Genomic DNA, 24,236 nt, shown 5'->3' with positions numbered 1-24,236 from the left:
ATGATTTTAGCGTATGCAATAGCGACGTTAACGAAACAGAAATAAAATATTCTTAATCATTCGTTGACCAGTTTCGTTAATTGTATGGTGTGAAATTCTTTGATTAGCAATATATCTGGGAAACATAATAATGGTTAGCCAGCACTCTTTCGAGGAAATAAAGAACGCGATTTTTTCAATTTCCGGACATATGGGAATCGATCAGACTGAGCTGCTTAATTCCCGGGACGATCAACATGCCGATGAGATCTTTAATGAACGCCTGACGCGCCTTCTCGCCAGCTATGCCGATGCCAGGCTTGCCGCGCGGCGCAATGATCGCGCGATGCTCAAAACATCGCTATTGCAGGCCAAGCTGCGCACTATGTCGTTAACCACCTTCTTTACCGCCCTGGAAGACGACTGCATCACCCTGTTGTCCTTATGCGATGCCGCCGTCATGCCCGCCGGTCAGGATGCCGACGCGGTATAAGGTTACAACCGCCATAAACGCGGCGAAATAAGTTGTTTCCGGCGAGAAATAACACGGTGAGATTCATATTGAACAGACCGGCCATCAGCCATTGACAATGCGGGGTTCGCGCCTAATTCGCGTCGAAAATGGTATCGCGGCACCTGTTTACCCTTCAAGTCCATCCCAGGCTTTACTTGCACACTTTCGGCTAATACTCTGTTGGCGTTGAAGTGATGTTTTAACGATCAAAGAGGATGTGATGGAACAAGCGGAAAAGGGCAAACAACGGCTGGCGGTGCTATTCGGCGGGCAATCCACCGAACACGAAGTCTCGTTACGGTCGTCCATTAACGTGATTAATGCGGTCGACAGGCACAAATTTGATCTGACATTAATCGGTGTCGATAAGCGTGGCCGGTGGACCCTGTGCAATGAAGCCGATTACCTGCTTTATCCCGACGACCCGGCGCGGATAAAACTGGCTCCCTCGGCCCGTTATCTGGCGGTGGTGCCGGGGCAAAACGCCGTGCAGCTGATTGATATCACCAGCGGCGAAGCGCTGCCCGCCATTGATGTGGCTTTTTCCGTGCTGCACGGCGGCGGCGGCGAGGATGGATCCATCCAGGGATTGCTGCGGGTTCTGGGCGTGCCCTTTGTCGGGCCGGATGTTCTGGGTTCCGCGGTCTGCATGGATAAAGACATGACCAAACGCGTGCTGCGCGACGCGGGCCTGCCGGTGACCCCGTCGGTCACGCTCCACCGCACCGATTCCGCCACGGCGGACTTTGATGCTATTGTGGGACAGCTGGGGCTGCCGCTGTTTATCAAGCCGGCCAGCCAGGGATCCTCGGTTGGCGTCAGCAAGGTCGTGGATGCCGCCGGATTCCGGCAAGCGCTGATTATGGCCTTTGCCTTTGATCACAAGGTCCTGGTTGAAACGGCTATCGATGGGCGTGAAATCGAGACGGCGGTATTGGGCAACGACACCCCCGCCGTCAGCGTCTGCGGCGAGATTGTCGCCAATGACGAATTTTATGCCTACGATACTAAATACCTCAAGGGCGGACAGGCGGAACTGGAGATACCGGCGCAGCTGGATAGCGCCGTTAGCGATGAAATACGCCTGATCGCCCAGGCCGCCTTCCGGGTGCTGGGCTGCGCGGTCATGGCGCGGGTGGATTTTTTCCTGACGCGGGAGCAGGAGATCATCATCAATGAAGTGAATACCATCCCCGGTTTTACCTCCATCAGCATGTATCCAAAATTATGGGAAGCCAGCGGGCTGGGTTATCCGCAACTGGTGGATAAATTGATTACCCTGGCGCTGGATCGCGCCCGGGACGCGGCCGCTATCAAAACCGACCGATAGTCACTTCTTCCCGCGGTGTTCCGGGCCAGGGCACCGCGGCGCGTTTTTTTTCGCCTGCCGTAACCTTTCATTAATCCCTACAATAACTAATGACAAAAGTGATCGTGCGTTATATTATTTTTTGCATAACGATCATTCAAGGTGAGCTATGACTACTTTACGTTCTAAATGGATTGCCGGCGCGGCATTTACCGCGGCGCTGAGTGTGCAGTTGCTGGGCTTTCAGGCGCTGGCCGCGCCGGCGGCGGATAAAGTCACGGTATTTGCCGCCGCGTCGCTGACCAATGCCTTGCAGGATATCGCCAAAAATTATCAACGGGATCATAAAGTCGAGATCGTTTCGTCTTTTGCCTCTTCCTCTACGCTGGCGCGCCAGATAGAGCAGGGCGCGCCGGCCAACATGTTTATCTCCGCCGACCAGCAGTGGATGGACTACGCGCAGAATAAACAACAGATTGTCACCGATACCCGCTATACCCTGCTGGGTAACGAACTGGTGCTGGTGGCGCCGACATCAAGCGCCCTCAAGCCGTTCACCATCGATAAAAAGACCGACTGGACATCGTTGCTGAAGGGACAGAAACTGGCGGTTGGCGATCCGGATCATGTGCCGGCGGGCATTTATGCCAAGGAAGCCTTGCAGAACCTGGGCGCCTGGGATCAGCTGTCGCCGGTGATGGCCCGCGCCAGCGACGTACGCGGCGCATTAGCGCTGGTTGAACGTGGGGAAGCGCCGTTGGGTATCGTCTATGGCTCGGATGCGCTTTCCAGTAAAGGGGTTAAAGTCGTGGCCACGTTCCCGAAAGACAGCCATAAACCGGTGGAATATCCCATGGCGCTGATCAAGGATAACGCCACGCCGGCGGCCAAGGCCTTTTATGACTACCTGAAAACCCCGGCGGCATCGGCGGTGTTTAAACAGAACGGCTTTACCCCGAGATAATGCCGCTGACCGAGTACGAGTGGCAGGCGGTTGCCTTAAGTCTGCAAGTATCGCTCCTGGCGGTTGCCTGCAGCTTGCCTTTTGGCATTCTGATGGCGTGGATACTGGTGCGCTGGCGCTTTCCCGGCAAGGCGTTGCTGGACGGTATTATCCATTTGCCGTTGGTGCTGCCGCCGGTGGTGATCGGTTATCTGTTGCTTATCGCGCTCGGGCGCCGGGGTTTTATCGGCGCATGGCTGTATCAGCTTACGGGTTTCAGTTTTAGTTTCAGCTGGCGCGGCGCGGCCCTGGCCTCGGCGGTGGTGGCGTTCCCTTTGATGGTGCGTGCCATCCGCATGTCGCTCGAGGCCATCGATCTGCGGCTGGAGCAGGCGGCCCGCACCTTGGGCGCCGGCCCTTGGCGGGTGTTTTTCACTATTACGCTGCCGCTATCCTTTCCCGGTATCGTCGTCGGGACGGTACTGGCTTTTGCCCGATCGCTCGGTGAGTTTGGCGCCACCATCACCTTTGTTTCCAATATTCCCGGGGAAACCCGCACCATTCCGCTGGCCATGTATACGCTTATTGAAACGCCCGGCGCGGAAGCGGCGGCGGGACGTCTGTGCGTATTGGCCATTATTCTGTCGCTGGCGTCGCTGCTTGTCGCCGATTGGCTGGCCAAATGGGGCCGCAGGCGGCTGGGGGGCTGATGCTCGAGATCGATATTAGCCAACGGCTCGGCGAGGCTACCCTCGCGGTCAAGGCCGACGTACCCGCCAGCGGCATTACCGCTGTGTTTGGCGTTTCCGGCGCCGGCAAGACCTCGCTGATCAATGCCGTGGCGGGCCTGACGCGCCCGCAGCGCGGGCATATCATCCTTAACGGACGCACCCTGTTTTCCTCCGAACGGCGCATTGCCCTGCCGCCGGAGAAGCGGCGGATCGGCTATGTTTTCCAGGACGGCCGGCTATTTCCCCACTATCGGGTGCGCGGCAATTTGTTTTACGGCATGGCGGCTTCGATGCGCCCGGAGTTCGACGCCATTATTTCATTGCTGGGCATCGGTCATCTGCTGGGACGTTTTCCCCTCACGCTTTCCGGCGGCGAAAAACAGCGGGTCGCCATCGGCCGCGCGCTGCTGAGCGCGCCGGAAATACTGTTGATGGATGAGCCGCTGGCGTCGCTGGATTTGCCGCGTAAGCGCGAGCTGTTGCCTTACCTGGAGCGTTTGGCCGTCAAGGTGAAAATCCCGATCCTGTATGTGACCCACAGCATGGAGGAAATTTTGCAATTGGCGGAACGCGTGCTGATCCTGGATAACGGCCAGTTGAAAGCCTTCGGCAGCCTGGAGACGGTATGGGCCAGCAGCGCGCTGCGGCCCTGGCTGCCGCGCGAAGAGCAAAGCAGCGTGCTGGAGGTCAGGGTGGATGAGCAGCATCCGGACTACGCCATGACCGCCCTGTCGCTCGGCCGGGAGCGGCTGTGGGTGGGCAGGGTGGCGTTGCCGCCAGGCAGCGCGCTGCGCATTCGTGTCGCCGCCACCGATATTTCCCTGGTGATGGCGCCGCCCGCGCGCAGCAGTATCCGCAACATCCTGCCCGCCACCGTGCGCGAATGCCTGACGGTGGGAGACCAAATTGAGGTACGCCTGGAAATCGACGGCCATACGCTTTGGGCGCGGATCAGTCCCTGGGCCAGGGACGAACTGGCGCTGGCACCGGGCATGGCGCTTTATGCGCAGATCAAAAGCGTATCGATCAACGCGTAAATACGGCCGCGCCCGTTTCCTGCCCGGCCCATGGCCCCCGGACGGGAATGACCCGGCGTCGCGTGATTACGCTGTCCGGTTTAACCGTCCGCTGCGTTAACCCAGTACCCGCTGGTAGATGAAATCGGCGATGGCCGTGGATTCATTATCGCCGATAGTGACGTCGGCCCGCGCCTTGATGGCGTCATCGCTGTTGCCCATCGCCACGCCCAGGCCCGCGGCTTCCAACATGCTCAGATCGTTATAATTGTCGCCAAACGCAATGACCTGATCCATGCTCCATCCTTGGGATTCCACCCACTGCTGCAATAGCTTGCCTTTGCTATTGCCCGTTTGGGCGATATCCACCTGATCGTGCCAGGACCATTCGCAGGCCAGCCCCATTTCCTGCTCCACCACTCCGGCGAAGGCGCGAAGCTTTACCGTATCCGGATAGGAGGTGGCGAATTTCCAGATGGCGTTTGCCTCTTCAGCCGCCGCGAACAGGCTGTCCACCTGCAGCAGGTTCGGCCGTTGCGCCTCCGGCAGGGTAGCGGCCCAGGCCTGCGAACGGATCACGTGATCGCTGGGTTGTTCGTAGATCATCGCGTCATCCACGTAAATCAAGCCATGGATATCATATTGCTTCAGCAGTTCCAGCACCCGCCGGGCCTGAGCTTTCTCAAGGGGGTTGGCGGTGATGACTTTTTTTTGCTGGTAATCATAGAGATAGGTGCCGTTACAGCATATGGCGGGAGTGCTAATCTTCAGCGCCTGGTAGAAAGGATGGATTGCCACGTGATGGCGGCCGGTCACCACCACCACCTCCATCCCCGCCGCACGGGCATCATTCAGGGCCTTAAGCGATTGCGGCAGAATTCTTTTTTGTCGATCCAGCAAGGTACCGTCAAGATCCAGGGCTATTACGCGATAGGTCATAGTTTTCTCATTATGCGGATAAGTAAAGTCATGCCAGATGGTACACCGTAAGCCAGGTGACGAAAACCGTGAAAAATGTCGGTGGATAACAAACAACAACAGTGAGATGCTAACCGGAGAGCCCATTATTCACCTATTATCAATGCTCAAGGCGCTAATGCGAATAAAGGAGAACCCATGAAGCAGATCGTCTATGTTGCCAGTCCCGAAAGTCAGCAGCTGCATGTCTGGCAAATGGATCAGGAGGGCCAGTTGAGCCTGCTGCAGGTGGTTGACACCCCGGGGCAGGGACAGCCGATGGCGATAAACCCGGCTAAAACCCATCTCTACCTCGGCGTGCGTCCTGATTTTGGTGTCGTCAGTTACCACATCGATGAACAGGGCCTGTTGACCGAGGCCGCTATGGCGCCGCTGCCCGGAAGCCCCACCCATCTGAGCACCGATCGCCAGGGGCGTTTTCTGTTCTGCGCCTCCTACAGCAAAAGCTGCGTCAGCGTCAGCCCCATCGATCAAAACGGCATCGCCGGCGCGCCGCTGCAGGTATTGGACGACCTGGTTAATTGCCATTCCGCCAATGTCGATCCGACCAACCGGATTTTATGGGTGCCTTGCCTGAAGGAAGATCGCATCCGCCTGTTTGATATCGCGGCCTCGGGCCAGCTGCAGCCGCGCCGGCCAGAGGCGGTGAACACGGTCAGCGGCGCCGGACCGCGCCACATGGTGTTCCATCCCCACCGCCCCTATGCCTACTGCCTCAATGAGCTGAACAGCTCGGTCAACGTCTATGCCCTGGATGATGCGGGAAACACGCCGCGTATTATCCAGACGCTGGATCTGATGCCGCCGGGATTCGCCGATACCCGCTGGGCGGCGGATATCCATATCACCCCGGACGGACGTTACCTGTTCGGCTGCGATCGCACCGCCAGCGTCATCACCCGTTTTGCGGTATCGGAAGACGGCAGCACCCTGGATGTGCTGGGCTACCAGCCCACCGAAACCCAGCCGCGCGGCTTTAATATCGATGCCGCAGGCCGCTTCCTGGTCGCCGCTGGGCAGAAATCGGGGCATATCGGAGTCTATCGCATCGAAGGCGATACCGGCGGGTTAACGCCGCTGGCGCGCTACCCGGTGGGGCAGGGACCGATGTGGGTGTCGATCCTCGAACGCTAATCCCAGCGTGTTGAAGACAGCGTGCCCCATGGCGCGGCAGTCCCGTTAACACCGCACCTAAGGCCGACGTGTTCAAGGGAGAGCGCGCCAATGGGGTGGAATCGGGCGTGGTTTTCCCGCCCGACCGAGGCCCCATGGCGCGGTAGGCCCGTTAACACCGCTACCTAAGGCCGACGTGTTCAAGGGAGAGCGCGCCAATGGGGTGGAATCGGGCGTGGTTTTTCGCCCGACCGAGGCCCCATGGCGCGGCAGGCCCGTTAACACCGCACCTAAGGCCGACGTGTTCAAGGGAGAGCGCGCCAATGGGGTGGAATCGGGCGTGGTTTTTCGCCCGACCGAGGCCCCATGGCGCGGCAGGCCCGTTAACACCGCTACCTAAGGCCGACGTGTTCAAGGGAGAGCGCGCCAATGGGGTTGAATCGGGCGTGGTTTTCCCGCCCGACCGAGGCCCCATGGCGCGGTAGGCCCGTTAACACCGCTACCTAAGGCCGACGTGTTCAAGGGAGAGCGTGCCAATGGGGTTGAATCGGGCGTGGTTTTTCGCCCGACCGCGCGGTAGGCCCGCCAGCCCTGAACCCAAAGCAGGCCTGTTCAAGGGAGCACGCGCCCGCTAATTATATGTGACGGTCAGCGACGCCTTGCCCAATGAATGGAAATGCACGTTAAACCCCACCACTGCGCCGCTGGCGTGCTCATCCACCTCAATGCTCTCAACGTCCAGCGCGTGTACGCTAAACTGATAACGATGGGTATCGCCCTGCGGCGGCGCCGCGCCGCCATAACCCGCTTTACCGAAATCGGTACGACACTGTACCGCCCCGGCCGGCAGGTTCACCAGCCCGGACCCGGCCCCCTGCGGCAGCGCCCGGGTATCGGCCGGCAGATTGGCCACCAGCCAATGCCACCAGCCGGAGCCGGTAGGCGCATCGGGATCGTAAACGGTAATCACAAAACTCTTGGTTCCCTCGGGCGCGCCGTCCCAGGCCAGATGAGGCGAGATATTCTCGCCGCTATAGCCCATGCCGTTAAACACATGGCGCTCAGGCATCTTTTCGCCATCCCGCAGATCGTTACTGCGTAACGTAAAAGCCATATCCGCTCCTTATCAGCAATTTAGCAATTTTAATACATTCTGCGCAGTGGCCGCCGACGAGCCGGGATTCTGGCCGGTGACCAGATGGCCGTCTATAACCGACAATGACTGCCAATCGTCGACCTTCTGGTAATCGCCGCCCAGCCGTTTAAGCTCATCCTCCACCAGGAACGGCACCACCTTGGTTAACTGCACCGCTTCTTCCTCGCTATTGCTAAAACCGGTTACCCGTTTCCCCGCCACCAGCGGGGTGCCGTCCGGCTTTTTAACATGGCGCAAGACGCCGGGCGCATGGCAGACAGCGCCTACCGGTTTACCGGCGGCAAAGGTATTTTCAATCAGGGCAATCGAATGCCGATCTTCCGCCAGATCCCACAGCGGGCCATGGCCGCCGGGATAAAATACCGCGTCAAAATCCGCCGCGTCCAACGTATCGAGTTTCACCGTATTCGCCAAGGCCTGCTGGGCCGCGCGATCGGTACGGAAACGCTCGGTATCCTGGGTCTGGGCGTCGGCGTCGTCACTTTTGGGATCAAGCGGCGGCTGTCCGCCCTTGGGCGAGGCCAGGGTAATCTCGATACCTGCGTCGTGGAAAATATAATACGGTGCCACCAGCTCTTCGAGCCAGAAACCGGTGGGCTTGCCGGTATCGCCCAATTTATCGTGCGAAGTCAGGACTATTGCAACTTTCATCGATTATCTCCGTCGTTGGGTCATCGTAATAAGAAGGGGCGTTCAAGTAAAAACGCTATGGCCGATCGCTACCCACCCGCACCACCAGCTTGCCGAAGTTCTTGCCCTCCAACAAGCCGATAAAGGCCTGCGGCGCTTGCTCCAGCCCATCGACGATGTCCTCGCGCATCCGCACCTTGCCTTCTCTCACCCAAGGCCCCATCGCCTGGATAAATTCGTCGTAACGGTGGCCGTAGTCCAGGGTAATGATATACCCCTGCATCCGTATGCGTTTGCGCAACAGCAGCGCCTGTAAATAGGGCAGGCGATCCTTGCCGTCGGGCAAGTTTTGCATATTGTAGTTGGCAATCAGCCCGCACAATGGGATACGGGCGGAGGTATTGAGCAGTGGCAGCACCGCATCGAACACCGCGCCGCCGACGTTCTCGAAATAAATATCGATGCCGTCCGGGCAGGCCCGCGCCAGCTGGCCGGCGAAATCCGCGTCGCGGCGATCGAGGCAGACGTCAAATCCCAGCGTCTCCACCGCGTAGCGGCATTTATCCTTGCCGCCGGCGATACCCACCGTGCGGCAGCCCTTCAGCCGCGCCACCTGGCCGACCACCGAGCCTACCGCGCCGCTGGCGGCGGCCACCACCAGTGTTTCGCCGGCTTTAGGCTGGCCGATATCCATCAGGCCCATATAGGCGGTAAAACCGGGCATACCCAGCACGCCCAGCGCCCATGAGGGATGCTCCAGAAGATCGCCCTGAAGCTTTTTTACGTCGCTGCCGTCGGTCAGGGCATAATCCTGCCAGCCGCTGTAGCTCAGCACCCACTCACCGGGCACAAAATCAGGATGGTTGCTGGCCTCGACGCGCGCCACCGTACCGGCGCCCATCACCGCGTCCAGCGCCACCGGCGCCGAGTAGGATTCGGCGTCGTTCATCCGCCCGCGCATATAGGGATCGAGCGACAAATAAACGGTGCGCAGCAGCACTTGACCCGCGCCCGGCTGCGGTACCGCGGCGGTTTCCAGACGGAAATTATCCGGCACCGGCGCGCCCGCCGGACGGGAGGCCAGGACAATGCGCCGGTTGATGTGTTTATTCTGGTTCATCTGATTTCCCTGTTTTCTTGTTTAAAGACATCAGGCCAAGTGTTGATCATAGTGCATGGTCCCTTAGCCTGCTCAGCCGGCCGCCCTTATCATCAGGGGCACTCAGGCGGAAAAATGGGCCGGTTCGTCCAGCGACGCGGCAAGCGCGCTTATCAGCTGGGACAGCTGTCGTGCTGGCATAATATAGGGCGGCATCAGATAAATTAAGCGGCCAAACGGGCGGATCCACACGCCGCGGTCGACAAAAAAGCGCTGCAGCGCCGCCATATTAACCGGCGAACGCGTTTCAACCACGCCGATGGCGCCCAGCACCCGCGCATCGACCACCTGCGGATGGTCACGCAACGGCAGCAGCCCCGCCTGCAGTTGCCGTTCAATCGCCGCCACCTGCGCCGGCCAATCGCCTTGTTCCAGCAGCGCCAGGCTGGCGTTGGCGGCGGCGCAGGCCAGCGGATTGGCCATAAAAGTCGGGCCATGCATAAAACAGCCCGCCTCGCCGTTGCTGATGGTATCGGCTACCGCGCGGGTGGCCAGGGTGGCGGACAGGGTCAGGTAACCGCCGGTCAACGCTTTGCCCAGGCACATGATATCCGGCGTGACGCCGGCATGCTCACAGGCGAACAGCTTGCCGGTGCGGCCGAAACCGGTGGCAATCTCATCGGCGATCAGCAGCGTATCGTAGCGATCGCACAGTTCACGCACCCGCCGCAGGTAGGTGGGATGATAAAATCGCATGCCCCCGGCGCCCTGCACTATGGGTTCCAGGATCACCGCCGCCGGCCGTTCCCCGCCGGCCAGCAGGGCGGCAAGCTCATCGGCATCCTCTTCCCGCCACGCTTCGCCAAAACGGCACTGCGGCGCCGCGACAAAAGCATGTTGCGGCAGGTAACCCTGGTATAGCCGGTGCATGGACGTCTGCGGATCGCACACCGACATGGCGCCGAAGGTATCGCCATGATAGCCCCGGCGCAGGGTCACCAGGTGTTTGCGGCGCTCGCCCCGCGCCTGCCAGTATTGCAGCGCCATCTTAATCGCCACCTCCACCGCCACCGAGCCGGAATCCGCCAGGAATACACATTCCAGCGGCGCGGGCGTCATGGCGACCAGGCGACGGCAAAGCGCCACGGCCTGCGGGTGGGTAACGCCGCCGAACATCACGTGGGACATCTCCTGCAGCTGTGCGGCTACCGCCTGGTTGATGGCCGGATGGTTATAGCCATGGATCGCCGCCCACCAGGAGGACATGCCGTCCACCAGCCGGCGGCCGTCGGCAAGCTCCAGCTCGCAGCCCGCGGCGGCGACGACCGGATACACCGGAAGCGGGTGGGTCATGGAGGTATAGGGATGCCAGATATGGCGTTGGTCGAAAATCAGATCGTCTGCAATCATCAATGAGTTGTAAACCGGAATAGAGAATATTTGGTTGACAGTATAACGGCTTGACTTACACTAGCGAAACTATTTTAAGCCGGTAACGCGAGACGATAACCCCATGCAACATAACCCGCGCTGGACATTGCAGCAGGCCCAGGCTTTGTTTGCCAAACCCTTTATGGATCTTATGTTTGAAGCGCAGACCGTTCACCGCCAGCACTTCGATCCCCATCAAATCCAGGTCAGCACGCTGCTGTCGATCAAAACCGGCGCCTGTCCGGAGGATTGCAAATACTGCCCGCAAAGCGCCCGGTATAATACCGGCCTGGCGGCGGAGCAGCTGATGCAGGTGGAACAGGTGCTGACGTCGGCGCAAAAGGCCAAGGCCGCCGGCTCCACCCGGTTTTGCATGGGCGCGGCCTGGAAAAACCCCCGCGATCGCGATATGCCCTATCTGGAGCAAATGGTGCAGGGCGTCAAGGCCATGGGCATGGAAACCTGCATGACCCTGGGCATGCTCAGCGAAACGCAGGCGCAACGGCTGGCGGCCGCCGGCCTGGATTTCTACAATCATAACCTGGATACGTCGCCGGAATTCTACGGTTCGATCATCACCACCCGTACCTACCAGGATCGCTTGGATACCCTGGATAAAGTGCGCGGCGCGGGCATCAAGGTCTGCTCGGGCGGCATCGTCGGCCTGGGTGAAACCATCGCCGATCGCGCCGGCCTGCTGGTGCAGCTGGCCAACCTGCCGGAGCCGCCGGAAAGCGTGCCGATCAATATGCTGGTTAAGGTCAAGGGAACGCCGCTGGCGGAAAATGATGAAGTCGACGCGTTCGATTTTATCCGTACCATCGCGGTGGCGCGGATCATGATGCCCCGCTCCCATGTACGCCTGTCCGCCGGGCGCGAGCAGATGAGCGAGCAGACCCAGGCGATGTGCTTTATGGCGGGCGCCAATTCCATTTTTTACGGCTGCAAGCTGCTGACCACGCCCAATCCCGGGGAGGATCAGGATCTGGCGCTGTTTCGCAAACTCGGCCTTAATCCGCAGCACCACCACACCGACGCGGGAGATAACCGGCGCCAGCAGCAGCTGGCAGCACAGCTGCTGGCGGCCGATACGCCGCAATTTTACAACGCGGCGCGCTGATGGACTGGGCTGACAAAATCGATCGGGGCCTGCGCGAGCGGCAACAGGCCGATGCCTACCGCAAGCGCCGGGCCGTCGCCGACGGCAATCACCGGCTGCTGGAATACCAGGGGCGCCGCTATCTGAATTTTTCCAGCAACGACTACCTGGGCCTGGCCCGCGATGCGCGCCTGGTCGCCGCCTGGCGCCACGGCGCGGCGCGCCACGGCGTAGGCAGCGGCGGCTCCGGCCATGTCACCGGCCACAGCGCGTGCCACGAGGCGCTGGAGCAACGGCTGGCCGCCTGGCTGGGCTACGAGCGCGCGCTGTTGTTTACCTCCGGCTATGCCGCCAACCAAGGGGCGATCTGCGCGCTGGCGGGCAAGGACGATCAGATCCTGGCGGATAAACTCAGCCATGCCTCCCTGCTGGAAGCCGCGTCGCATGCGCCGGCACAGCTGCGCCGTTTCCAGCATAATGACGCCGGTTCCCTGGCGCGGCTGGCGCAAACCTCGTGCCCGGGCGTGCGGCTGGCCGTCACCGAGGGCGTATTCAGCATGGACGGCGACGGCGCGCCGCTGGCCGCCTTGCACCAGGTTATGGGCGACGCCGGCGGCTGGCTGCTGGTTGACGATGCCCATGGCTTCGGCGTCCTCGGCGAGCAGGGCAGGGGCAGCGCCTGGGCGCAGGGGTGCCATCCGGAACTGCTGGTGGTGACCTTCGGTAAAGCCGCCGGCGTGGGCGGCGCGGCGATATTATGCGCGCAGCCGGTGGCGGAATATCTGCTGCAGTTTGCCCGCCATCTTATCTACAGCACCGCCTTGCCCCCGGCCCAGGTGTGCGCTATCGACGCGTCCCTGGACGCCATCATCGCCGGTGATGCGCTTCGCGCCCGCCTGCAACGCAATATCGACCGGTTCCGCCAGGGCGCCGCCGGGCTGGGTTACCCGCTCGGCCGATCGGACACCGCTATCCAGCCGCTGCTGGTGGGGGATAATCAGTTGGCGCTGCGCCTCAGCGCCAGCCTGCGCGAACAAGGCTGCTGGCTTACCGCCATCCGGCCGCCAACGGTGCCGCCGGGCGGCGCCCGGCTGCGCATCACCCTCACCGCCGCGCATCAGGATGCGGATATCGATAAATTACTGGAGGCCCTGGATCATGCACACCGATGCGCATAAAGCGGGCATCGCCCGCGCCTTTAGCCGCGCAGCGGTGGGGTACGAACGCCATGCCGCCCTGCAGCGGGACAGCGGCGAACGTTTGATGGCGCTGCTGGGCGAACAGCCGGGGCGCCGCCTGCTGGATGCCGGCTGCGGCACCGGCTGGTTCAGCCGCCGCTGGCAGGAGGCCGGCAGCCGGGTGGTGGCGCTGGATCTCTCGCCCGCCATGCTCGCCGAGGCGCGGCGTAACCTATCGGCCGCGGCCTACCTGGCCGGCGATATCGAACGTTTGCCGCTGGCCGACGCCTGTGTGGACATCTGCTTTTCCAACCTGGCGGTACAGTGGTGTGACGACCTGCCCCGGGTACTGGCGGAGTTTTATCGGGTCACCCGCCCTGGCGGCCTGATTGCCCTTTCCACGCTGGCCGAGGGATCGCTTGGGGAATTGCAGCAGGCCTGGTCGCAGGTGGACCAGGCGGTCCATATCAACCGCTTCCTGACGGCCGGGGCGATCGAGCGGGCGTTTTCGCCGTACCGCCACCGGCTGAGCGCGGCGCGCCATACCCTGCATTATCCGCATCTGTCGGCGCTGCTGCACGGCCTGAAAGGCGTGGGCGCAGGTTACCTGCGTGACGGACGCACCCCCGGGCTGACCGGGCGGCAGCGTCTTGTACGTCTGGACGCGGCATGGCAACGGCAATCGGCGGGTTTGCCGCTGAGTTATCAGCTGATCTACGGCCTGATCTATCGGGACTGATTATCATGACGAAACGTTTTTTTATTACCGGCACCGATACCGATATCGGTAAAACCCTGGCTACCTGCGCCTTGCTACAGGCGGCGAAACGGGCCGGATGGCGCGCCGCGGGCTATAAGCCGGTAGCCGCCGGCTGCCGGCAGACCGCCGACGGCGCGCGCAACGACGACGCGCTGGCGTTGCTGGCCGACAGCGGCATCAGCCTGCCCTATGCGCAGGTCAATCCGCTGGCCCTGCTGGCGGCGACCTCGCCCCACCTTGCCTGTAGGGATGAGGGCCGCACCCTTGATCCGGCCGTCATGTCGCAGGGATTGGACCGACTGGCGCGCCAGGCGCAGTGGGTGTTTGTCGAGGGCGCGGGGGGATGGTACACCCCGCTTGGCGACACCCTGACCTTTGACCAATGGGTGGCGGCCGAGCGTCTGCCGGTGATCCTGGTGGTCGGGCTGAAGCTCGGATGCATTAACCATGCGCTGTTGACGGCGCTGGCGATACGCCAGTGCGGACTGCCCCTGGCGGGGTGGATCGCCAACGATCTCTCGCCAGCGCCGCACCGGCGGGCCGACTACCTGGCGACGCTGCGCCAGCGGCTCGATGCGCCGCTGTTGGGTGAAATACCCTGGCTGGCGGATCCGGGCACGGCTGCGCTTGCGGACTATATCGATCTTGGGCCATTGCTGGCGCGGCACGGCGCGCAGGGGGACGTTAGCGGTACGGACGGGAACGGGGAAGGCAGGAGATGACAAGCACCGCCGGGACGTTAATGGCGCTGAATGTCCCGGCCGTGGGGAAAAACCGCATGATAGCTTGCTGTGAAATGAGGCATAAACCGGCGTCTTATATTCGTCATTGATCTTTTATACGGCAAGATAGGTCTGGATAAGGCTTTCATCCAGCTGATCCAGCGTACCCTGCGCGACGTTACATCCGCCTTCCAGTAAACAAAACCGATCGCCGATGGCCGGCGTAAAGGGCAACTGCTGTTCCACCACCAGCAGCGTCAGGCCGAAATCGCGCTGCAGCCGCCGGATATTAACGCCTATCTCCTCCACGACCGACGGCTGGAAACCCCCGGTAGGCTCATCCAGGATCAGCAGTTCCGGTTCCAGCACCAGCGCGCGGGCAATGGCCAGCTGCTGTTGCCCGCTTTCCGTTAAATCCCCGGCGCGCTGATGGCGCATATTGTGCAGTCCCGGAAACAATTCGTACACCATCGGGGGAACCTGGCGGGTTTTATTGCGGCCCGCCAAGAGGGCGACGCGCAGGTTCTCATCCACGCTCAGCTGCGAAAAGACCTGGCGGCCCTGGGGCACATAACCGATCCCCAGCGCCGCGCGCCGCTCCACCGGATGCTGAAGTAAGTTCAGTTCCGCCTCTCCGGCCTGTTGCCAGGTTACGGTGCCGCTTGAGACCGGCAGATGACCCATGATACAGTTGATTAAAGTGGTCTTGCCGACGCCGTTGCGTCCCAAGACATAGGTACAGTGGCCGGCGGGCAGTTCCATGCTGATGTCCCGCAAGATCTGCTTTGACCCAAAAAACTGATTCACCGCGTGCAAACGTAACATAAGAATCCTTCCTCCCTCTTTTCACTGTTATTTCACATTCATGATGGACGGTATCCTGTCGCTTGCGACTCACGGCTATCCGCCAGGCTTTAGCTCTTGCCAAATTTAGCAAGCAACTATCAGGCCAATCTTGGCGCAGCCGCGCACGAGAGGGGGAGGGGGAGCATCGGGGCGGGGCGGGGGTACGCCGGCACAGCGAATCCGGGTAGGGCCCGTTGCAACCACGGCCTTTTGCCCGCTCACGGTGCCGGGAAAGTTTTCCATGGTGCAATTCAATAATCCGCGGCTAAACAAGCACTATACCGGTGCGTTAGCGGCTATTTTTGGCTAAAGACATTGACGCATTTGCTGGCAGGCATTAGTCCTTTTTGGCATAAGAAAAGTCTTATTGCAGATGAAAAATAGCTAAAAAAAGCCTCATTTGTCATTTGCCTGTCATCAATGTCGGCATTGCGGAACTCACGCCGCCAGCGGGGCGGTAAGACTTATCCACTATTCCTGTGGATAACCGTGTGCATTAGGTTTAGAAAAGCCCGGCTAGACGAGAGCGGGCGCGGCCTCGTGGAGATTTGCCTGTATTCTCCACGTTTTTTTTAAATGTTATAAATACAAACGCTTAATTAAAATCAAGCGAATTTATAGGAGGCGCATCACCGATGTGTCAAATTGCATCATTAGGTGCCTCTTTATTAATTTCATAACGATTTGTAATAAAATCACCCCTGGTACGATCCTGTCGGATCGAACCGTACCGGCCGATGGGTCAATACTCTTGCACCCTTGAGCGGATAGCGTATTATAATACTGGTTTTGTATCCAGTGCTATCGCGCTGGTAAAATCGCCGCTCTGTTTCCATACTCAAACATGTTCCTCAGCAGGTAGCCCACGAGATATGAGTAAAGCGTTTAAACTGCAGTCAAGTTTCAAGCCGTCCGGCGATCAGCCGGAGGCTATACGTCGTCTGGAGGAAGGCTTGCTGGACGGCCTGGCCCATCAAACGCTGCTGGGGGTAACCGGTTCAGGCAAAACCTTTACCGTGGCCAATGTGATTGCCGATCTGAACCGGCCCACCATGGTGCTGGCGCCCAACAAGACGCTGGCCGCCCAGCTGTATGGGGAAATGAAGGCGTTTTTCCCGGATAACGCGGTGGAATACTTTGTTTCCTATTACGACTATTACCAGCCGGAAGCCTACGTGCCCAGTTCGGATACCTTTATCGAGAAAGACGCCTCGGTGAACGAGCATATCGAGCAGATGCGCTTATCCGCCACCAAGGCCCTGCTGGAGCGGCGCGATGTGATTGTGGTGGCGTCGGTTTCCGCCATCTACGGCCTCGGCGATCCGGACGCCTATCTGAAGATGATGCTGCATCTGACGCGCGGCATGATTATCGATCAGCGCTCTATCCTGCGCCGTTTGTCGGAACTGCAATACACCCGCAACGATCAGGCGTTTCAGCGCGGCACGTTCCGCGTGCGCGGCGAAGTCATCGATATCTTCCCGGCGGAATCCGATGAAGTAGCGCTGCGGGTGGAGCTGTTTGACGACGAAGTCGAGCGCCTGTCGCTGTTTGATCCGCTGACCGGCCAGGTGGATCAGGTGGTTCCGCGCTACACCATCTATCCGAAGACCCACTATGTCACGCCGCGCGAACGCTTGCTGCAGGCGATGGAAGATATCAAGGTCGAACTGGCGGATCGCCGTAAGAACCTGCTGGAAAATAATAAGCTGCTCGAAGAGCAGCGCCTGTCGCAGCGCACGCAGTTTGATTTGGAAATGATGAACGAGCTGGGTTATTGCTCCGGGATTGAAAACTACTCACGCTTTCTTTCCGGACGCGGGCCGGGCGAGCCGCCGCCCACGCTGTTCGATTACCTGCCCGCCGACGGGCTTTTGATCGTTGATGAATCCCATGTCACGATACCGCAAATCGGCGGCATGTACCGCGGCGACCGCGCCCGTAAGGAAACCCTGGTGGAGTATGGCTTTCGGCTGCCCTCCGCCCTGGATAACCGGCCGATGAAATTTGAGGAATTCGCCGCGCTGGCGCCCCAGACCATTTATGTCTCGGCGACGCCGGGCAAATATGAACTGGAAATGTGCGGGGGCGACGTGGTCGATCAGCTGGTGCGGCCGACCGGCCTGCTCGATCCGCTGATCGAAGTGCGCCCTGTCACCACCCAGGTGGACGATCTGCTCTCCGAGATCCGTAAACGGGTCTTGATTAACGAGCGGGTACTGGTCACCACCCTGACGAAACGCATGGCGGAAGATTTAACCGAATATCTTGAGGAGCACGGCGAGCGCGTGCGTTATCTGCATTCGGATATCGAAACCGTGGAGCGCGTCGAGATTATCCGCGACTTACGCCTGGGCGAATTTGACGTGCTGGTGGGCATCAACCTGCTGCGCGAAGGGCTCGATATGCCGGAAGTCTCCCTGGTGGCCATCCTGGACGCCGACAAAGAGGGATTCCTGCGCTCCGAGCGCTCGCTTATCCAGACCATTGGCCGCGCCGCGCGCAACCTTAACGGCAAAGCGATCCTGTACGGCGATAAAATTACCCCGTCCATGGCCCGCGCCATTGATGAAACCGAGCGCAGGCGCGTCAAGCAGCACGCCTATAACCAGGAACACGGCATTATTCCCCAGGCGCTCAATAAATCGGTGGCGGATATTATGGAGTTGGGCCAGTCGCCGGCCCACGCCAAGCAGAAAAAACGCAAGGCAATGGAAGCGGCGGCCCATTACGGCGACATGACGCCCAAGGCGCTGGATAAAAAAATCACCGAGCTGGAAGCAAAAATGCAGGCGCACGCGCAAAATCTGGAGTTCGAGGAAGCGGCCAGCGTGCGCGACGAAATCCACGCGCTGCGCGAGCATTTTATCGCCATATCCTGATCGGCCGCGCCGGCTCAGCCCAGCGCCTGCAGGGCGTGGTCCAGCGCCGCGCGCAGCAGAAGACGGTCGTGATGATGGGGCACGTCCGCGGCGGCCAGGGGCTGGCGGATCAGGAGACGATCGCGGATGCCGCCGGTATCGGCGGACGGGCCCGTGACCAGGGCGGCGATGATCGGTTGCCGGCCGATGGCCTGCTCCATCATGGCCAGTTTCTGCTGCAGGCTCATGTTCGCCGCGGCCAGGCTCAGTTCCCGCCCCAGGTTATCGATAAAGACCATGGGCGCCTGGGTCCGGCGCAGCGCCTGGGCTAAATCGGGCAGCAGCAGCAGCGGCATCAGGCTGGTCAGAAAGCTGCCCGGACCTATCAGGATAAGATCCGCCGCCGCAATAGCCTGCAACGCCTCGCGGGTAGCGCTGACCTGCGGGGTAAGCCGCAGGCTGGCGGGGAGTTCGGCCAGCCTGTCCACCGCCATTTCGCCATGGATGGTTTCCCCCGCGCCGGTGATCGCCAGCAGGTCCACCGCCTGCTCCGACATGGGGATTAGCAGGGCGTCCACCTTGAGCATATTGCGGATCAGGTTGATGGCTTCCAGCGGGCGCACGCTCAGGTTATCCAGCGCTTTAAGCATCAGGTTGCCCAGGTTATGGCCGGCCAGTTCACCCTGGCCGTTAAAACGGTATTCAAACATAGCCGCCGCGATGCTGGGTTCTGAAATCAATTGATTGAGGCAATTGCGGGTGTCGCCCCAGGCGATGCCGCCCTCTGACTGGCGTATCCGCCCGGTGGAACCGCCATTGTCGGTGGTGGTGACAATGCCGGTCAGGCGCGACCCCAGCGGGGAAAGGGCGGACATCACCCTGCCGAGGCCATGTCCGCCGCCCAGTGCCACCACCCGATCGAGATCCGCCAGGGTGCGATTACGCATACCTCTCCTTGCAACCACGTGATAAAACCCCCGGCGCCCGCAGGCCAGGTACGCCGCACGCCATGGCCGGTGGTAAGCGCGCCGGCGCCGAGCGGGGTTCTTGTTATGCTAAACATAGCCGATGGCGCGGCAAAAGCGAAATGCCGGCGCCAGATACGGGTTGCGGCTCGCACTATCATGATATTGCCAGGGTAACGACGGAGAGAAAGTCGCATGATTTCAACGCTATATATTTGTTTATATAGCGAAATTTCTCCTTGCGGCCATAGCGTCCAGTAACAATTAGGGCTAGAATAATTTTCAACCAGGTTTTACCGCGCTGATGACGGCGTCGGGAAGGCCAACTCCTAGCCTTTACGCCTAAGTGGCTCCTGCGAGCGATATGGCGTTCAGGCCGTGGCGACAGCCACCAGGGTGCAGGATAGAAATGTCCGCATCTCCCGTATTTGGAAAGGTGTTTAACGGTGCCAGAACTTATCGATGCGTTTGCGCGCAAGTTTTACTATTTGCGCCTGTCCGTCACGGACGTCTGCAACTTTCGTTGTACCTATTGTTTGCCCGACGGCTACCGTCCCAACGGCAATACCAATAAAAGTTTCCTGTCGCTGGATGAAATCCGGCGCGTCACCCAGGCCTTCGCCGAACTGGGCACGGAAAAAGTGCGCCTGACCGGCGGCGAGCCGTCGCTGCGGCGAGATTTCCGCGATATCATCGCCGCCGTGCGTTCCCATCCGCAAATCCATACCCTGGCGGTTACCACTAATGGCTATCGGCTCGAGCGCGATATCGCCGGCTGGCGCGACGCCGGACTGACGGCGCTGAACGTTAGCGTCGACAGCCTGGACCCGCGCCAGTTCAGGCTTATCACCGGCCAGGACAAGTTCCGCCAGGTGATGGCCGGCATCGATGCCGCCTTTGCCGCCGGCTTCAGTAAGGTCAAGGTCAATACCGTGCTGATGCGCAACGTCAACGATATCCATCTTGACAGTTTTCTCGCCTGGATAAAAACCCGGCCCATCCAATTACGGTTTATTGAACTGATGGAAACCGGCGACGGCGGCGAGTTGTTCCGCACCCGCCATGTTTCCGGCGACACAATTCGCCGGCGGCTGGAGCCGATGGGCTGGGAACTTCAGCCGCGCGGACGCAGCGACGGCCCGGCGCTGGTGTTCCGCCATCCGGATTACGAGGGCGAGATCGGCCTTATCATGCCTTATGCCAAGGATTTCTGCGCCAGCTGCAACCGCCTGCGGGTATCCGCCGTCGGCGATCTCCATCTTTGCCTGTTCGGCGAGGACGGCATTCCGCTGCGCGACCTGCTGGGGGACGATCGGGGGCTAGACAGGCTCAAAGATCGTATTTCGGGCGGCCTGCGGCTGAAGAAGCAGACCCATTTCCTGCATGAGGGCAATACCGGCGGTACCCGCAATTTGTCATTTATCGGCGGTTAAGGAAGAGTATGTCATCATTTACCCATATTAACGCCAGCGGCGAAGCCCACATGGTGGATGTCTCCGCCAAGGCCGAGACGCTGCGCGAAGCCCGCGCCGAGGCGTTTGTCACCATGTCCGCGGAGACGCTGGCCATGATCGTCGATGGTCAGCATCATAAAGGCGATGTCTTCGCCACCGCGCGTATCGCCGGCATCCAGGCCGCCAAACGCACCTGGGAACTGATTCCGCTTTGCCATCCGCTGGCGCTCAGCAAGGTCGAGGTCCACCTGACGGCGGAAACCGCCCGCCACCGGGTGCGCATCGAAACCCTCTGTCGCCTGACCGGCAAGACCGGCGTGGAGATGGAAGCATTGACCGCCGCCTCGGTGGCGGCGCTGACTATTTACGATATGTGCAAAGCGGCGCAGAAGGATATGGTTATCGGGCCGGTCAGGCTGCTGGCGAAAAGCGGCGGCAAATCCGGCGTTTTCACGGCGGAGGCATTATGATAACCGTGCTGTTTTTCGCCCAGGTGCGGGAGCGGGTGGGGGTCGAAAGCCTGCGGCTTGATGATGACTACGGAAGCGTTGAGGCGCTGCGCCTGTCGCTTATGGCGCGCGGCGACCGTTGGGCGCAGGCCCTGGACGCCGACCAATTGCTGACGGCGGTAAACCAGGCGCTGGTCCCGCGTGAGCATCCGCTGGCCAGTGGCGATGAAGTGGCGTTCTTCCCGCCGGTGACCGGGGGCTGAGCCGCTATGGATGAGATGACAGACACACGTATCAGCGTCGGCCCGCAGTCCTTTGATATGGCGCGGGAATACGCCTGGCTGGCGGACTGCGCTGACGACGGCGCGGTGGTGACCTTTACCGGCAAGGTACGCAACCGCAACCTGGGCGACGAGGTCAGCACCCTGACCCTCGAACACTACCCCGGTATGACTGAAAAGGCCTTGGCGGAAATCGTGGCGGAGGCCCGGCAACGCTTTGCGCTGCGGCGCGTCACGGTCATCCACCGGGTCGGCGCGCTGGCCACCGGCGAGCAGATCGTGCTGGTCGGCGTCAGCGGCGCCCATCGCGGGGCGGCGTTCGCCGCCGCCGAATTTATCATGGATTACCTGAAAACCCGCGCGCCGTTCTGGAAACGTGAAACCACCGACCAGGGCAGCCGCTGGGTGGATGCGCGCGACAGCGATCGCCAGGCCGCTGACCGGTGGCAGGCCTCCTGAAGAGAACCTCGCACCGGTGATTTTGCGCCGGGCCTTTGATTCGGCCCCCGGTTTTTGTGGTATGCTGTTTTCAGGTGGGTCGCCTTCGCGGCCTGTGTTTTCCGTTTACGTTAAAGGTGACAGTCATGGACCGATTTCCCCGTTCCCAGGGTTCGATAGTTGAACGCGCTGATGCCGGCATCCAGCCTTTTATGGCCCAGGTTTATGGCTGGATGACGTGCGGATTATTATTAACCGCCTTTGTTTCCTGGTACGCCGCCCGCACGCCGGCGGTGCTGAACCTGGTGTTTTCCAGCCAGATCACCTTCTTTGGCCTGATTATCGCCCAGCTGGCGCTGGTGTTCGTGATCTCCGGCATGGTCAACCGCCTCAGCGGCACGGTGGCCACCGGGCTGTTTATGCTCTACTCCGCCCTGACCGGGCTGACGCTGGCGAGTATCTTTATCGTTTATACCGCCTCGTCCATCGCCGGCACCTTTGTGGTGGCGGGGGGCATGTTCGGCGTGATGTCTATCTATGGTTACACCACTAAGCGTGATTTAAGCGGTTTCGGCAGCATGCTGTTTATGGCGCTGATCGGCATCGTGCTGGCGTCGGTGGTCAATATCTGGCTGAAGAGCACCGCGCTGATGTGGGCGGTGACCTATATCGGCGTGCTGGTGTTTGTCGGTTTGACCGCCTACGACACCCAGAAGCTGAAAAACATGGGCGCCCAGCTTTCCATCGACGACAAGGATCAGTACCGTAAATATTCCATTGTCGGCGCGCTGACCCTGTATCTGGATTTCATCAACCTGTTCCTGATGCTGCTGCGTATTTTTGGCAACCGCCGGTAAGACTGGCCGACCGGGCGCCCCATGGCGCGCCAGGCACGGATCACCGATGCTGCATAAGGCATGTTAAAGGGAGAACATGCCAATGGGGTTGAATCGGGCGTGGTTTTCCCGCCCGACCGAGCGCCCCATGGCACGGCATGCCCGCCAACGCCGCGCTTAAAGCAGACGTGTTAAGGGAGAGCGTGCCAATGGGGTCGAATCGGGCGTGGTTTTCCCGCCCGACCGAGCGCCCCATGGCGCGGTATGCCCGCCAGCACCGCGCTTAAAGCAGACGTGTTAAAGGGAGAGCACCCCATGGCACGGCATGCCCGCCGCCACCGACTTAAAAACGATCCTGTTAAAGGAAGCCGAAAATGGATCTATCCCTGCAGCTTGCCAACTTTCACCGCCTCGATCTCATCGGTCCGCCCACCCCCCTTGAATTCCTCCCGCGCTTATCCGAGCACCTGGGACAGGAAATCTATGTTAAGCGTGATGACGTCACGCCCCTGGCCATGGGCGGCAATAAACTGCGCAAGCTGGAATTTCTCGCCGCCGACGCCCTGCGCCAGGGGGCCGATACGCTGTTGACCGCCGGGGCCATTCAATCCAACCACGTACGGCAAACGGCGGCGGTGGCGGCTAAGCTCGGCCTGCACTGCGTCGCGCTGCTGGAGAACCCGATCGGCACCCAGGCGGAAAATTATCTTACCAACGGCAACCGCCTGCTGCTGGATCTGTTCGACGTCGAGGTGATAATGTGCGACGCCCTGGACGAACCGGATCGGCAACTGGCCGACACCGCCGAACGCCTGGAAGCGCAAGGGTTCCGCCCCTATGTGGTGCCGGTGGGCGGCTCCAATGTACTGGGCGCGCTCGGCTATGTCGGCTGCGCGCTGGAAATAGCCCATCAGTGCGCCGGCCAGCTCGCCCCCGGTTATGTCGTCACCGCCTCGGGCAGCGGCGGCACCCATGCCGGACTGGCGCTGGGCCTGCAGGCGCTGATGCCGGAAACCCGGCTTATCGGCGTAACGGTTTCCAGGACCGACGCGCAGCAGCGTCCGAAAGTGGCCGCCTTGCAGCGGCAATTGGCCGACGCGCTGGAATTCACCGCGCCGCTGGCGCCCATCCATTTTTGGGATGACTATTTCGCGCCCGGATACGGGGCGCCGAACGATGAAGGGCTGGCGGCCGTCAAGCTGCTGGCCAGGCTGGAAGGGATGTTGCTCGACCCGGTTTATACCGGCAAAGCCATGGCCGGGCTTATCGACGCCATCGACCAAAAACGCATCGGCCCGGAGCCGGTGATATTTATCCATACCGGCGGCGCGCCGGCGCTGTTTGCCTATCATCCCGGCGTATAAATGCCGTTGCCGCGCCCGCGGCGGCGTTTGCCTGATGCGGCCGGCGCGCGCTCATGATAATCTGCGCCCTGGGTTTTAAACAGT

General features: G+C 60.6%; 24 protein-coding genes and 1 riboswitch. Of the genes, 17 read left to right on the top strand and 7 right to left on the bottom strand.

Going from position 1 to position 24,236, the window contains the following annotated elements:
• Nucleotides 1-190: 190 nt before the first annotated feature.
• From ACL2XN_RS10215 to modC, 5 genes are all read left to right on the top strand, one after another.
• The gene (locus ACL2XN_RS10215; RefSeq protein ID WP_413730743.1) at nucleotides 191-472 is read left to right on the top strand and encodes a hypothetical protein; all 282 of its coding nucleotides are present in this window, start codon (nucleotides 191-193) and stop codon (nucleotides 470-472) included.
• A 241-nt stretch (nucleotides 473-713) separates the two neighbouring features.
• Nucleotides 714-1,823, top strand: a complete 1,110-nt coding sequence (gene ddlA, locus ACL2XN_RS10210) for a D-alanine--D-alanine ligase (protein ID WP_413730742.1) — start codon at nucleotides 714-716, stop codon at nucleotides 1,821-1,823.
• Nucleotides 1,824-1,971: 148 nt separating this feature from the next.
• A complete protein-coding gene (modA, locus tag ACL2XN_RS10205; protein ID WP_410016017.1) occupies nucleotides 1,972-2,766 on the top strand; it encodes a molybdate ABC transporter substrate-binding protein in 795 nt (264 codons plus the stop codon).
• Nucleotides 2,766-3,455: a molybdate ABC transporter permease subunit gene (gene modB, locus ACL2XN_RS10200; RefSeq protein WP_413722329.1), complete on the top strand. Its 690-nt coding sequence runs from the start codon at nucleotides 2,766-2,768 to the stop codon at nucleotides 3,453-3,455. The genes modA and modB overlap by 1 nt, the downstream gene beginning before the upstream one ends.
• Nucleotides 3,455-4,513 (top strand): molybdenum ABC transporter ATP-binding protein ModC, encoded by a 1,059-nt coding sequence (modC, locus tag ACL2XN_RS10195; protein ID WP_410016015.1) that lies wholly within the window; start codon nucleotides 3,455-3,457, stop codon nucleotides 4,511-4,513. Before modB ends, modC begins: the two co-directional genes overlap by 1 nt.
• A gap of 96 nt (nucleotides 4,514-4,609) precedes the next feature.
• Here the strand turns inward: modC and ACL2XN_RS10190 are convergent, their stop codons facing one another.
• The gene (locus ACL2XN_RS10190; protein ID WP_413722330.1) at nucleotides 4,610-5,431 is read right to left on the bottom strand and encodes a pyridoxal phosphatase; all 822 of its coding nucleotides are present in this window, start codon (nucleotides 5,429-5,431) and stop codon (nucleotides 4,610-4,612) included.
• 177 nt (nucleotides 5,432-5,608) lie between these two features.
• On the opposite strand from ACL2XN_RS10190, the gene pgl reads away from it, so the two are divergent.
• Nucleotides 5,609-6,604, top strand: coding sequence for a 6-phosphogluconolactonase (pgl, locus tag ACL2XN_RS10185; RefSeq protein ID WP_413730741.1), 996 nt, complete (start codon nucleotides 5,609-5,611; stop codon nucleotides 6,602-6,604).
• A gap of 610 nt (nucleotides 6,605-7,214) precedes the next feature.
• On the opposite strand, the gene ACL2XN_RS10180 is transcribed toward pgl, so the two are convergent.
• The 4 genes from ACL2XN_RS10180 to bioA form a co-directional block, all read right to left on the bottom strand.
• Complete coding sequence (locus ACL2XN_RS10180) at nucleotides 7,215-7,697, bottom strand: kinase inhibitor (protein ID WP_410016012.1); 483 nt, start codon at nucleotides 7,695-7,697, stop codon at nucleotides 7,215-7,217.
• Between the two features lie 12 nt (nucleotides 7,698-7,709).
• On the bottom strand, nucleotides 7,710-8,390 hold the full coding sequence (locus tag ACL2XN_RS10175; RefSeq protein ID WP_410016011.1) for a type 1 glutamine amidotransferase domain-containing protein: 681 nt from the start codon (nucleotides 8,388-8,390) through the stop codon (nucleotides 7,710-7,712).
• A gap of 55 nt (nucleotides 8,391-8,445) precedes the next feature.
• On the bottom strand, nucleotides 8,446-9,489 hold the full coding sequence (locus ACL2XN_RS10170; RefSeq protein WP_413730740.1) for an NADP-dependent oxidoreductase: 1,044 nt from the start codon (nucleotides 9,487-9,489) through the stop codon (nucleotides 8,446-8,448).
• 102 nt (nucleotides 9,490-9,591) lie between these two features.
• Nucleotides 9,592-10,878 carry an adenosylmethionine--8-amino-7-oxononanoate transaminase gene (bioA, locus tag ACL2XN_RS10165; RefSeq protein WP_413730739.1) on the bottom strand — a complete coding sequence of 429 codons (1,287 nt, stop codon included), beginning with the start codon at nucleotides 10,876-10,878 and terminating at the stop codon, nucleotides 9,592-9,594.
• Nucleotides 10,879-10,981: 103 nt separating this feature from the next.
• Between bioA and bioB the strand changes: the two genes are divergently transcribed.
• Genes bioB through bioD form a run of 4 tightly spaced genes read left to right on the top strand, consistent with a single transcriptional unit; the run spans nucleotide 10,982 to nucleotide 14,658 of the window.
• Nucleotides 10,982-12,019: a biotin synthase BioB gene (gene bioB, locus ACL2XN_RS10160; RefSeq protein WP_413722332.1), complete on the top strand. Its 1,038-nt coding sequence runs from the start codon at nucleotides 10,982-10,984 to the stop codon at nucleotides 12,017-12,019.
• Nucleotides 12,019-13,176: an 8-amino-7-oxononanoate synthase gene (bioF, locus tag ACL2XN_RS10155; protein ID WP_413722333.1), complete on the top strand. Its 1,158-nt coding sequence runs from the start codon at nucleotides 12,019-12,021 to the stop codon at nucleotides 13,174-13,176. Before bioB ends, bioF begins: the two co-directional genes overlap by 1 nt.
• Nucleotides 13,157-13,915 carry a malonyl-ACP O-methyltransferase BioC gene (gene bioC / locus ACL2XN_RS10150; RefSeq protein ID WP_410016006.1) on the top strand — a complete coding sequence of 253 codons (759 nt, stop codon included), beginning with the start codon at nucleotides 13,157-13,159 and terminating at the stop codon, nucleotides 13,913-13,915. Before bioF ends, bioC begins: the two co-directional genes overlap by 20 nt.
• A gap of 5 nt (nucleotides 13,916-13,920) precedes the next feature.
• On the top strand, nucleotides 13,921-14,658 hold the full coding sequence (gene bioD / locus ACL2XN_RS10145; protein ID WP_413730738.1) for a dethiobiotin synthase: 738 nt from the start codon (nucleotides 13,921-13,923) through the stop codon (nucleotides 14,656-14,658).
• A gap of 114 nt (nucleotides 14,659-14,772) precedes the next feature.
• Here bioD and ACL2XN_RS10140 read toward each other — a convergent pair whose 3' ends face one another.
• Nucleotides 14,773-15,483, bottom strand: coding sequence for an ATP-binding cassette domain-containing protein (locus ACL2XN_RS10140; protein WP_410016004.1), 711 nt, complete (start codon nucleotides 15,481-15,483; stop codon nucleotides 14,773-14,775).
• Between the two features lie 893 nt (nucleotides 15,484-16,376).
• On the opposite strand from ACL2XN_RS10140, the gene uvrB reads away from it, so the two are divergent.
• A complete protein-coding gene (gene uvrB, locus ACL2XN_RS10135) occupies nucleotides 16,377-18,386 on the top strand; it encodes an excinuclease ABC subunit UvrB (RefSeq protein WP_410016003.1) in 2,010 nt (669 codons plus the stop codon).
• A gap of 14 nt (nucleotides 18,387-18,400) precedes the next feature.
• Here the strand turns inward: uvrB and yvcK are convergent, their stop codons facing one another.
• Nucleotides 18,401-19,312 carry a uridine diphosphate-N-acetylglucosamine-binding protein YvcK gene (yvcK, locus tag ACL2XN_RS10130; protein ID WP_413727034.1) on the bottom strand — a complete coding sequence of 304 codons (912 nt, stop codon included), beginning with the start codon at nucleotides 19,310-19,312 and terminating at the stop codon, nucleotides 18,401-18,403.
• A 332-nt stretch (nucleotides 19,313-19,644) separates the two neighbouring features.
• Nucleotides 19,645-19,785: riboswitch (molybdenum cofactor riboswitch) on the top strand.
• On the opposite strand from yvcK, the gene moaA reads away from it, so the two are divergent.
• The 6 genes from moaA (at nucleotide 19,777) to ACL2XN_RS10100 (ending at nucleotide 24,152) form a co-directional block, all read left to right on the top strand.
• Nucleotides 19,777-20,763 (top strand): GTP 3',8-cyclase MoaA, encoded by a 987-nt coding sequence (gene moaA / locus ACL2XN_RS10125; RefSeq protein ID WP_410016001.1) that lies wholly within the window; start codon nucleotides 19,777-19,779, stop codon nucleotides 20,761-20,763. It overlaps the preceding riboswitch by 9 nt.
• An 8-nt stretch (nucleotides 20,764-20,771) precedes the next feature.
• Entirely contained in the window at nucleotides 20,772-21,254 is a 483-nt protein-coding gene (gene moaC, locus ACL2XN_RS10120) for a cyclic pyranopterin monophosphate synthase MoaC (protein WP_410016000.1), read from the top strand.
• Nucleotides 21,251-21,496 carry a molybdopterin synthase sulfur carrier subunit gene (gene moaD, locus ACL2XN_RS10115; RefSeq protein WP_413730737.1) on the top strand — a complete coding sequence of 82 codons (246 nt, stop codon included), beginning with the start codon at nucleotides 21,251-21,253 and terminating at the stop codon, nucleotides 21,494-21,496. The genes moaC and moaD overlap by 4 nt, the downstream gene beginning before the upstream one ends.
• A gap of 15 nt (nucleotides 21,497-21,511) precedes the next feature.
• A complete protein-coding gene (gene moaE / locus ACL2XN_RS10110) occupies nucleotides 21,512-21,973 on the top strand; it encodes a molybdopterin synthase catalytic subunit MoaE (protein ID WP_410016597.1) in 462 nt (153 codons plus the stop codon).
• A 125-nt stretch (nucleotides 21,974-22,098) separates the two neighbouring features.
• A complete protein-coding gene (locus tag ACL2XN_RS10105; protein WP_413722337.1) occupies nucleotides 22,099-22,809 on the top strand; it encodes a Bax inhibitor-1 family protein in 711 nt (236 codons plus the stop codon).
• Between the two features lie 353 nt (nucleotides 22,810-23,162).
• A complete protein-coding gene (locus ACL2XN_RS10100; protein WP_413730736.1) occupies nucleotides 23,163-24,152 on the top strand; it encodes a D-cysteine desulfhydrase in 990 nt (329 codons plus the stop codon).
• The last annotated feature ends 84 nt before the right edge of the window (nucleotides 24,153-24,236 follow it).

This window comes from Sodalis sp. RH22 (assembly GCF_047324165.1).
Taxonomy (GTDB): domain Bacteria; phylum Pseudomonadota; class Gammaproteobacteria; order Enterobacterales; family Enterobacteriaceae; genus Acerihabitans.
Note: the sequence above shows the minus strand (reverse complement) of the source record. Positions and strands in the feature narration are given on the sequence as shown.